Genomic DNA, 10423 nt, shown 5'->3' with positions numbered 1-10423 from the left:
CGCCCGGCTCCTCGCCGACCTGCTGCGCCACCAGGTGCGCACGGGCGCGTTCCCCGGCGGTGTGCTGCCGTACGAGGACACCATCGGGCGCGACTACGGCGTCTCGCGCAACACCGTGCGCCAGGCCCTCGACCTGCTGCGCGGCGAGGGTGTGGTCGAGCGGCAGCCCGGCGTCGGCACGGTCGTCGTCGCCGAGAAGTACCCGCACGCGCTCGACCGGCTCCAGGGCCTGGCGGAGACCCTGCGCGAGCACGGCCGGGTCACCAACGAGGTCCGTACCGTCGGGCCCGTCCCCGCCCCGGCCCCGGTCGCCCGGCGGCTCGGGGTCGCCGAGCACACCGACGTGCTCTACATCGAGCGCCGCCGCCTGCTGAACGGGCTGCCGCTCTCCCTCGACCTCACCTACGTCCCGATGGACCTCGGCGCCGGGCTGCTCGGCGCCGACCTGGAGAACACCGACGTCTTCCGGCTGCTGGAGTCCCTGACCGGGCAGCGGCTGGGCGACGCCGACATCACCCTGGAGGCCGTCAACGCCGACGCGCACTCCGCCGCCGTCCTGGAGGTCCCGCGCGGATCCGCGGTCCTGATGCTGGAACGGCTGACCCGGCTCGCCGACGGCCGGCCCGTGGACCTGGAGTTCATCCGCTTCCGCGGCGACCGCATCAGCATGAACGGCGTGCTGCACCGGGCCTGTTGAGCCACCCCACCCTGTCGTAAACCCCTTCCCTGGAGCCCCGCCATGCCTCTGGCGCCCCAGCGGGCCGACGTGCCCGTGACCATCGACGAGTCGAAGTGCATCGACGGATGCACCCTGTGCGTCGACATGTGCCCGCTCGACTCCCTGGCCATCCACCAGGACAGCGGCAAGGCGTACATGCACGTGGACGAGTGCTGGTACTGCGGCCCCTGCGCCGCCCGCTGCCCCACCGGGGCGGTCACCGTCAACATGCCCTATCTCCTGCGCTGAAAGGCCCCAACTCCCATGCGACGCACAGCACCCGGCGCCCTGGCCGGCGCCGCGCTGCTCCTCACGCTCACCACGGGCTGCGGCGGCGGGGCGAGCGCGGACGACGGCGGTACGGTCACGGTGACCGTCGGCTACCAGTCCCGCACCATCAACACCGTCACCGCCGGCACCCTGCTGCGGTCCCTCGGCTATTTCGAGGACGAGCTGCGCAAGCGCGGCAAGCGGGACGGTGTCACGTACAAGGTGGAGTGGCAGGACTACGCCACCGGCGCCCCGATCACCGCCCAGATGACCGCCGGGAAGATCGACATCGGCTCGATGGGCGACTTCCCGCTGCTGATCAACGCGGCCCGGGGCGTCCAGCTGAAGCGCCCCACCCGGCTCGTCTCGGTCACCGGCTACAACCTGTCGGGCGGCCTCAACACCGTGGTCACCGGGCCCGGTTCCAAGCTCCGCACGCTCACCGACCTGCGCGGCAAGAAGGTCTCCACGAGCGTCGGCTCCGCCGCCGACGGCACCCTCGTACGCGCCCTGCAACAGGCCGGGCTCGACCCGGAGAAGGACATCCGCAAACTCAACCAGCAGCCCGCCGTGGGGGCTTCGGCGCTCCAGGCGGGCAGCGCGGACGCGTTGTCGCAGTTCGTGGCCTGGCCGGGGCTGCTCGCCTTCCAGGGCCGGGCCAAGGCGCTGTACGACGGCGCCGAGCTGAACCTGCCGACTTTCCACGGCGTCACGGTCAATGAGGAGTTCGCGGAGAAGCGGTCCGCCGTGGTGGAGGACTTCCTGCGCGCCCAGGGCCGGGCGACGACCTACCTCCACGCACACCCCGTCGCCGCATCGGAGTCCGTCGCGAAGGCCACCGGCCTCCCGGCGGAGGTCGTCCACCTCTACAACGGCGCCCAGGGCATCGCCACCTTCGACACCACGCTGAAGCCCGCGCTCATCGCCGCCCTGAAGAAGGACGTCCCGGTGCTGGCCTCGGCGAAGCTCGTCGGAGACGTGGACGTGGACGCCTTCGTGGACGACCGGTACCTCAAGCGGGTGTACGGCTCCGGCTACGCGAAGGCCCTCGCCGCCGGACCGCCCGCCCGGCGCGGCGGAGAGGTGTGGCTGAAGGGCAAGGACGCCACCACGGCCTTCGCCACCTCCGCCGAAGTGCTGCGGTACGTGGCCGCGCACCGGGACGCGGTCCGGGCGGCGTACGTCCCCGACGCTTCGAGCGGCACGCTGTGGTTCGCGGACCGCGCGGTGTGGGTCGCGGACGGCCCGGAGCTGCGGCCGTACGTCACCGAGTCGGCGGCCCGCGCCGATGTGGCGGCGCGCCCCGGCGCGCGGACCGTCTCCTACGCCGACGCGCTGAAACGCGCCGGGTCCGCGTCATGAGCGGGCGGTGGTCGCCCGTGCGGCGGGTGCTCTCGCTGGTCGCGGTGCTCGGGCTGTGGCAGGCGCTGACCACGTACGACATCAATCTGTGGCTGCGCTTCGAGCAGTTCCCGACGGTGACCGAGGTCGGCCGCGCCTTCGCGGACCGGGTCTCCGGCGACGCGTACTGGCAGGACCTGACCGACAGCCTGACCCGGATCGTCACCGGCTTCGCGCTGGCCGCCGTCCTCGGGGTCACCGTCGGCACCGCCGTCGCCCGCTCCCGGATCGCCGCCGACCTGCTGGGCCCGGTCCTCGAAGTGCTGCGGCCCGTCCCGGCCATCGCGCTGGTCCCGGTCGCGATCCTGCTCTTCCCGAGCAACGAGCAGGGCATCGTCTTCATCACGTGCACGGCCGCGTTCTTCCCGGTCATGGTCTCCACCCGGCACGCGGTGCGCGCGCTGACCCCGGTCTGGGAGGAGGCCGTCCTGACCATGGGCGGCGGGCGGCGGCGCGTGCTCTGGTCCGTGGTGCTGCCCGGCGCGCTCCCCGGCATCCTCGGCGGCCTGTCCGTCGGGATCGGCGTCTCGTGGATCTGCGTGATCTCCGCCGAGATGATCTCCGGCGAGTACGGGGTCGGCTACCGGACCTGGCAGGACTACACGGTGGTCGACTACCCCGGGGTCTTCGTCGGTATGGCCACCATCGGTCTGCTCGGCTGGCTGACCTCCACGGCGGTGGAGCTGCTGGGCCGCCGGCTGACCCGCTGGCTGCCGCGCACGGAGAGCCGCCCGGCCTCCCCCGCGCGCCGCCGCCCCGCCCCGGCGGCCCCCGCTGCCCCCTCGGTCCGTACGACACAGGAACGGGTGCGCTCATGACGGCTGACACGACGCGCGCGGCGACCGCTCAAGGGCTGCGCCTCACGCTGCGCGGCGCCACGCTCGGCCGGACCGGGGCACCCGTCCTCGACGGCATCGACCTCGATGTCGTGCCCGGCGAGATCCTGGCCGTCGTCGGCCCGTCCGGCTGCGGCAAGTCCACGCTGCTGCGGACCCTGGCCGGGCTGCTGCCCGCGCTCGGCGGCGAGGTCACGGAGGACGGCGCGCCCGTCACCGGGCCCCGCGCCGAACGGGCCCTCGTCTTCCAGGACGACGCGCTGCTGCCCTGGCGCACGGTCCGGGCCAACGTCGAACTGCCCCTGGCCATCCGGGGCGTGGGGCGCGCCGAGCGACGGGCCCGGGCCGGGGAGTGGCTGTCCCGGGTCGGGCTCGCCGAACACGCGGGGAAGCTGCCGCACCGGATCTCCGGCGGGCAGCGCCAGCGCGTCCAGCTGGCCCGGGCGCTCGCGGCGGGGCCCCGGGCGGTCCTGATGGACGAGCCGTTCGGCGCGCTGGACGCCCAGACCAGGGCCGGTATGCAGCAGCTCCTGGTCGAGGTGCTGCGGGGCAGCGGCGCCACGGTGGTGTTCGTGACGCACGACGTGGACGAGGCGCTGTTCCTCGGCGACCGGGTGGCCCTGCTGCCGGGCGGCCGGGTGCTGCCGGTGCCGCGTCCGCGCGAACGGGCCGCGCACACCGATCCGGTGACGGTCGCGCTGCGCCGCGAGGTCCTGGAATCCCTCACCCCTCTCTCCTGAAAGGCACCCCCCGTGCAGATCCCCGCCCTCGCGGACGCCGAGGAACTCTCCTGCGACGTGCTGGTGGTCGGCGGCGGTACGGCCGGCACGATGGCGGCCCTCACCGCCGCCGAGCACGGCGCCTCCGTCCTCCTCCTGGAGAAGGCGCACGTCCGCCACTCCGGCGCGCTCGCCATGGGCATGGACGGCGTGAACAACGCGGTGATCCCGGGCCGCGCCGAACCCGACGACTACGTCGCGGAGATCACCCGCGCCAACGACGGCATCGTGGACCAGTCGACCGTCCGGCAGACCGCGACGCGCGGCTTCGGCATGGTGCGGCGCCTGGAGTCGTACGGGGTGAAGTTCGAGAAGGACGAGCACGGCGAGTACGCGGTCCGGCAGGTCCACCGCTCCGGCTCGTACGTCCTGCCGATGCCCGAGGGCAAGGACGTGAAGAAGGTCCTCTACCGGCAGCTGCGGCGGCGCGAGATGCGGGAGCGCATCCGCATCGAGAACCGGGTCATGCCCGTGCGCGTGCTCACCGGTGACGACGGCCGGGCGATCGGTGCGGCCGGCTTCAACACCCGCACCGGGCAGTTCGTCACGGTCCGCGCGGGCGCCGTCATCCTCGCCACGGGCGCCTGCGGCCGCCTCGGACTGCCGGCCTCCGGCTACCTCTACGGTACGTACGAGAACCCGACCAACGCGGGCGACGGCTATGCCATGGCGTACCACGCGGGCGCCGAGCTGACCGGCATCGAGTGCTTCCAGATCAACCCGTTGATCAAGGACTACAACGGCCCGGCCTGTGCGTACGTCGCCAATCCGTTCGGCGGCTACCAGGTCAACCGGCACGGCGAGCGGTTCGTGGACTCCGACTACTGGTCGGGGCAGATGATGGCCGAGTTCGCGGCGGAGGTGGCCTCCGACCGGGGTCCCGTCTACCTCAAGCTCAGCCATCTGCCGGAGGAGTCCGTCAGCGCGCTGGAGACGATCCTGCACTCCACGGAGCGCCCGACGCGCGGCACGTTCCACGCGGGGCGCGGCCACGACTACCGCACCCATGACATCGAGATGCACATCTCCGAGATCGGCCTCTGCGGCGGCCACTCGGCGTCCGGCGTGCGCGTGGACGACCACGCCCGCACCACGGTGGACCGCCTCTACGCGGCCGGTGACCTGGCGTGCGTCCCGCACAACTACATGATCGGCGCGTTCGTCTTCGGCGATCTGGCGGGCGCGGACGCGGCCCGTTTCACGGCGTACGAGGGCGAGTTGCCGGCCGACCAGCTGCGGGCGGCGCACGAGCTGGTCTACCGGCCGCTGCGGAATCCGGACGGGCCGCCGCAGCCCCAGGTCGAGTACAAGCTGCGCCGCTTCGTGAACGACTACGTGGCTCCGCCGAAGTCCGGGGCCCGGCTGTCGATCGCCCTGGAATCCTTCGAGCGGATGCGGACGGACCTCGCGGAGATGGGCGCGAAGACCCCGCACGAGCTGATGCGGTGCGCGGAGGTGTCGTTCATCCGGGACTGCGCGGAGATGGCCGCGCGCTCCTCGCTCGCCCGTACGGAGTCCCGCTGGGGGCTCTACCACGAGCGCACGGACCATCCGGAGCGGGACGACGCGGACTGGTTCCACCACCTGGACCTGTACAAGTCGGCGTCCGGGGCGATGGAGTTCACCGCGCGCCCGGTGGCGCCGTACCTGGTCCCGGTGGAGGGGTTCGAACCGGCCGGGGGGCCGGTGCGGCGGATCGGCGCGGTGGAGCCGGTGGGGGTGGGGACGGCGGGGGCGCGAGAGGCGGCTCCGGTGTCGGTGCGTCTTCCCGTGCCGACGCCCTCCGAACCGGCCGTCTCCACCTCGCCGCGCATCCTGGAGCTGCTGGCGCTGAGCGAGGGCGCACCGGACCTGGCGTCGCTGACCCCGTACCTGGACGACCCGGACCCCGCCGTCCGCCGGGCCGCCGTCGCCGCGCTCACGGAGTCCACTCCGCCGGGCGCGGGCCCGGCGCTGGCCACGGCCCTGGGCGACCCGTCCGCCGCCGTGCGCGCGGCCGTCGCGGCATCCCTGCGCGAACTGGTCGAGGTCCTGCCCCCGTCCCCGGAGCTCCGCACCCCGCTGGTCGCCGCGCTCGCCTCGGCCGACGCAGTGGTCCGCGCCGCCGCCCTCGACACCCTGCGGGCGCTGCGGCTGGGCGACGCGGAGCTGTACGCGGGCACGCTGGACGACCCGGACCTCGGCGTCCGGGTGGAGACCGTGCGCGCGCTGGTCTCGGTGGACGCGGTGGAGGGCCTGTCCCGCGCGGCGGACGACCCGGCCCGCGAGGTCCGGGTCGCGGTGGCGAAGGGCCTGGCCGCCGTCCGCTCCCCCGCCCCGGCCCCGCTCGCCCCGCTCCTGGACGACCCGGACCCGCTGGTCCGCGCGGCGGCCCTGGGCGCGCTGGCGGAGACGGGCTGCCCGGACCCGTACGCCGACCGCGCGACCGCCGCCCTGACAGACCCGGCCTGGCAGGTCCGCGCGGGCGCGGCGAAGGCCCTGACCTCGGCGGACCCGGGGCACGCGGTGTCCCCCCTGGCCGCCGCCCTGTCCGACCCGAACGCGGACGTCCGCAAGGCGGCGGTCCTCGCGCTGCTGCGGCACCGGGATGCGCCGGGGGCCGGGGAGGCGCTGGCGGGGGCGGTCACGGACCCGGACGCGGACGTGCGGGCGTATGCGGGGCGGGGGGTGGCGGTCCCGCGATAGGTCCGCCCGGCCGCGGGACCGGTGATCGTGGCAACGAGGTTGCGCAGGGCTCGGTGGGCTCCGGCAAAGGCGCGGCGAGTGTGCTGCGCGAGGCTCAGGTCATCGGCGGAGGGCTTCGGCGGGTTCGATTCTGGCGGCTCGCCAGGCCGGATAGAGGCCGGCGACCAGGCCGGTGACGAGACCGATGAGCGGGGCGGTGGCCACCGTGGCGGGGTGGACGACCGGGGTCCAGTCACGGGCGACGGCCACGCCGAGGACGGTGAGGGTGCCGAGAGATGTGCCGATCAGGCCGCCGAGAGCGCCGAGCGCACCGGACTCGGCGAGGAACTGGCCGGTGATGTGCCGGCCCCTGGCGCCCAGCGCCCGACGCAGTCCGATCTCTCCGGTGCGCTCCAGGACCGCGACCAGGGTCGTATTGGCGATGCCGACGGCACCGATGATCAGGCAGATGCCGGCCAGCAGGAGGAAGAGCTGGTTCAGATCCGACGTGACCTTGCTCCGGAGGGTTTTGGGGTCCGGCGGGGGTGTCGACTTGAGGTATTCGGGATGGTCGGGGCGGAGTGCGGTCGGGGCGAGTGTCGCCACCTGCTGGGCGGCGCCGATGTCGGTGGCGATCAGCATCTTGTCGCTGCCCGCCTTCGGCCGGCCCCACATCCGCACGGCCGTGGTGCGCGGGACCACGACCGAGAGCAGCAGGTTCGCCTGGCGCTCGACGTTGTCCACGATGCCCACGACGGTGAAGGGCTCGTCGCCGATGAAGATGGCCGGCCGGGTCTCCAGGGTGGTGATGCCGAGCCGGGCGGCGACACCCGAGCCGAGCACTGCCACCGGTAGCGCCTGCTTCGAGTGGAACTCGTCGAAGATCCGGCCCTGCCGCATGGTCGGAACGGCTGCGCGCAGTGCGCCTGGCGAGGCGCCCACGACGTCCACCTGTTCGCCGCCCTCGGCTGCGGTACCGACCGGGGCGGCCCGTACCGTCATGGAGGGGCCGGTCTGGACTGTGAAGTAGACACCCGCGTCCCGCACTCCGTGCAGCCGGCCGATCCGCTGGTCCGCGTCCTCGGGGAAGCCCGGCCCGGCGTACTCGTCCACCTGTGCGCTGATGTCGTCGACTGACACCTCGGTGGCAGTGAGCATGTTGAAGCGCGAGTCGATCTGAGAGGACGTGGTCGCTGTCAGCCCCAGGATCGTCACGAAAGTGCCGACGCCGAGCACGGTGCCCAGCGCCGTCAGTGCCGAGCGTGCCGGACGTTGCAGCATGCCGGCGAGCGATTCGGCGAAGGCGTCCCGCAGTGTGAAGCGGGAGGGCTTGACCTCGGGTTCCGGCCGACGTCGGAGCCTGAGCACCCGCGGCAGGAGCGGGGCACGGGAAGCACGGCGATTCATGGGCGCACCTGCTCGTGCAGTACGCCGTCGCGGATCGCCACGGTGCGCAGTCCGCGCCCGGCCACCTCACCGTCGTGAGTGATCACCAGTACCGTCATCCCGTCAGCGTGCAGTTCGTCGAGGAGTTCCAGCACGGTGGCCGCGTTGGCCGTGTCGAGGTTGCCGGTCGGCTCGTCACACAGCAGGAGCGAAGGGCGGGCGACCAGGGCGCGGGCGATGGCGACCCGCTGTCGTTCGCCTCCGGACAGCCGGGTCGGCAAGGCTTCGGTCCGGTGGGCCAGCCCGACCCGCTCCAGTGCCTCCCGCGCCCGTGCAGGACGCTCACGTCGCGGTGCCCCGTTGTAGACCATCGCCAATTCGACGTTCTCGGCGGCCGAGCGGTGCGGCAGCAGATGGAACGACTGGAACACGAAGCCGATCCGCCGCCCGCGCAACGCGGTGCGGTCGGCGTCCTTCAGAGCCCCGGTGTCGATCCCGTCCAGCAGGTACCGCCCGTGGGTGGGCGTGTCCAGCAGCCCGGCGATGTTGAGGAAGGTCGACTTCCCCGAGCCCGAAGGGCCGATCACGGTGACGAACTCACCCCGGTCCACCCGTAGATCACACGGCTTGAAAGCCTCCACAGGTGGTGGACCCGGGTAGGTGAGCGCCACCTGATCGAACTCGATGACTGGGTAGGTCACTTGGCCGCACCGCCCTTGTCCTCCGTGCGGCCCTGACCGGTCTTCTCCGACACCCCCGGATTCACGCCGGTGATGACGTTGTCGCCCTCCTTGAGTTCGCCGCCGGTGAGCGGGACAACCTCCACGTACCCGTCCCCCGTGGTTCCGGGACGTACCTCGACACGATGCTGCTCCTTGCCCCGTGCCACGGTGACCGTCGTCCTGCCGTCCTCGCCTGCGGAGACGGCGGTGACCGGTACGACCAGGGCCTCGCCGTCGGTGGCGCCGGCTTCGATCGTCAACCGCACGTCCTGGCCGGCCAACGCGACGGGCAGCGCCTTCAGCGGACGGACCAGCATCACGTAACCGGCCTCGCCGACCGGAGCCTCGTTCTCGCCGTCACCGGCGGGCCTTTCAGGCTGCTGGATGGTGTCCGAGACGGACAGCACCTTCGCCTGGGCGGTGGTCCCGGATATCTCCGAAAGGATCTGCGCCTTCTGGCCGGCTCTGACCATGCCCTTCTGGTGCTCCTGGAGGACCCCACGGACCACCAGCGCACCGGCGGACAGGGTCATCGCCGGGCCGTCGACCGGCGAACCGACCCGGACGGGCACGCTGTCCACGCGGGCCGGGAAGTCCTCCAGGAAGACCACTTCACCCGCCGGCAGCATGGGTCCCTGTGCGGCCTGTGCCTTGCTCAACCCGGCGCGTGCCTCGGCCAGGTCCTCCTGGGCGCGTTCCACCGACCGGCGTCCGTCCTTCGGGGACCCGGCGCCTGCTTCCTCGGATCCGTCGCTCCCCGCCGAGCCCGTCGCGCGGGGCGATTCCGCGGCCGCGTCCCGGGCGTCCTGGAGCGCGCGCTCTGACGCGGTGACCGCATCCTGCGCGTCCTTCAGTCCAGCACCTTCGTCGGCCAGTGCCGGCACGGGCTCGTAGCCGATGGACGCGTAGAACGAGTTCAGCGCTTTCTTGGTGCCCTCCCCGAAACGGCCGGCCGCGTCACCCCCGCTGCCGTGGCCCAGCTGGGCCAGTGCCCGCTGCACCTGCCGTACGTCCTCACCCTTGGCACCCGGCTTGAGGTCCCGGTACACCGGCAATTTTCCCTTGAGCGCGAACACCGGCCGCCCGGACACCTCCATCAGCACTGTGCCGGCCGTCACCGAATTCCCCGCCTTGAGCGCCACCTTCGTCACGACAGGTGTGCCGCCGCCCTCGCCTCTGCTGATCACGGGGGCCACCTGCACCGACTGGCCGGCCGTCACCGTCCCCCGGACGATGACCGAATCGGTCAACTTCCGCTTCTCGACCCTGGCCACCAACACGTCCATCGGAGGAGGTCCCGCCTCAGCCGCCTGCTGGGCGGGTGACTTGATGACCAGGGAGGCCCCCACCCCGCCGACACACAGAAGAAGGGCGGCCGCGACCACGATCACCACCACCCCGCGCCGCCCACGGAGCCAGACACTCCGGGGCCGGACCGGTGCCTCCGGAGGAACAGGTGGTGTCTCCGCCGGGTTTTCCTGCACGTTACGCATGTACGCCTCGGGATTCTGGCACGCCATTTTTCGGCGGCGGATCGAAGAACACCGGCCGGTCCGGCCGGCTGCTCCGTCGCAGAATCCTGCCGACTGCATGGTGTCGTGTGGAGGAGGTGAATTCCCTGCCGCCTTCCCATGGCGGCAGAGGAAT

Annotated in this window: 9 protein-coding genes; 6 read left to right on the top strand and 3 right to left on the bottom strand. The window is 72.7% G+C overall.

Features of this window, described 5'->3' with window-relative positions; translation table 11 throughout:
• The 6 genes from AMK18_RS10160 to AMK18_RS10135 form a co-directional block, all read left to right on the top strand.
• Positions 1–697, top strand: a 697-nt coding sequence (locus AMK18_RS10160; protein WP_073862571.1) for a GntR family transcriptional regulator, incomplete at its 5' end; no start/stop codon positions are given.
• 42 nt (positions 698–739) lie between these two features.
• Positions 740–967, top strand: a complete 228-nt coding sequence (locus AMK18_RS10155; RefSeq protein WP_018101329.1) for a 4Fe-4S dicluster domain-containing protein — start codon at positions 740–742, stop codon at positions 965–967.
• Positions 968–982: 15 nt separating this feature from the next.
• Positions 983–2350, top strand: a complete 1368-nt coding sequence (locus tag AMK18_RS10150) for an ABC transporter substrate-binding protein (protein ID WP_073862570.1) — start codon at positions 983–985, stop codon at positions 2348–2350.
• Positions 2347–3207: an ABC transporter permease gene (locus AMK18_RS10145; protein ID WP_073862569.1), complete on the top strand. Its 861-nt coding sequence runs from the start codon at positions 2347–2349 to the stop codon at positions 3205–3207. Before AMK18_RS10150 ends, AMK18_RS10145 begins: the two co-directional genes overlap by 4 nt.
• Complete coding sequence (locus AMK18_RS10140; protein ID WP_073862568.1) at positions 3204–3965, top strand: ABC transporter ATP-binding protein; 762 nt, start codon at positions 3204–3206, stop codon at positions 3963–3965. The genes AMK18_RS10145 and AMK18_RS10140 overlap by 4 nt, the downstream gene beginning before the upstream one ends.
• A 12-nt stretch (positions 3966–3977) precedes the next feature.
• A complete protein-coding gene (locus tag AMK18_RS10135; RefSeq protein WP_073862567.1) occupies positions 3978–6689 on the top strand; it encodes a fumarate reductase/succinate dehydrogenase flavoprotein subunit in 2712 nt (903 codons plus the stop codon).
• A gap of 99 nt (positions 6690–6788) precedes the next feature.
• Here the strand turns inward: AMK18_RS10135 and AMK18_RS10130 are convergent, their stop codons facing one another.
• From AMK18_RS10130 to AMK18_RS10120, 3 genes are read right to left on the bottom strand one after another with little or no spacing between them, the layout of a single operon-like run.
• On the bottom strand, positions 6789–8075 hold the full coding sequence (locus AMK18_RS10130) for an ABC transporter permease (RefSeq protein WP_073862566.1): 1287 nt from the start codon (positions 8073–8075) through the stop codon (positions 6789–6791).
• A complete protein-coding gene (locus AMK18_RS10125; protein WP_073862565.1) occupies positions 8072–8755 on the bottom strand; it encodes an ABC transporter ATP-binding protein in 684 nt (227 codons plus the stop codon). Before AMK18_RS10125 ends, AMK18_RS10130 begins: the two co-directional genes overlap by 4 nt.
• On the bottom strand, positions 8752–10026 hold the full coding sequence (locus tag AMK18_RS10120; RefSeq protein WP_241836529.1) for a peptidoglycan-binding protein: 1275 nt from the start codon (positions 10024–10026) through the stop codon (positions 8752–8754). Before AMK18_RS10120 ends, AMK18_RS10125 begins: the two co-directional genes overlap by 4 nt.
• Positions 10027–10423 lie beyond the last annotated feature (397 nt).

This window comes from Streptomyces sp. CB01249 (assembly GCF_001905735.1).
In the GTDB taxonomy this organism is placed as follows: domain Bacteria; phylum Actinomycetota; class Actinomycetes; order Streptomycetales; family Streptomycetaceae; genus Streptomyces.
Note: the sequence above shows the minus strand (reverse complement) of the source record. Positions and strands in the feature narration are given on the sequence as shown.

Bases quoted from the DNA above. Each gene is read 5' to 3' on its own strand.
- AMK18_RS10155 (WP_018101329.1), top strand. From the start codon at position 740: ATGCCTCTGGCGCCCCAGCGGGCCGACGTGCCCGTGACCATCGACGAG.
- AMK18_RS10150 (WP_073862570.1), top strand. From the start codon at position 983: ATGCGACGCACAGCACCCGGCGCCCTGGCCGGCGCCGCGCTGCTCCTC.
- AMK18_RS10145 (WP_073862569.1), top strand. From the start codon at position 2,347: ATGAGCGGGCGGTGGTCGCCCGTGCGGCGGGTGCTCTCGCTGGTCGCG.
- AMK18_RS10140 (WP_073862568.1), top strand. From the start codon at position 3,204: ATGACGGCTGACACGACGCGCGCGGCGACCGCTCAAGGGCTGCGCCTC.
- AMK18_RS10130 (WP_073862566.1), bottom strand. From the start codon at position 8,075: ATGAATCGCCGTGCTTCCCGTGCCCCGCTCCTGCCGCGGGTGCTCAGG.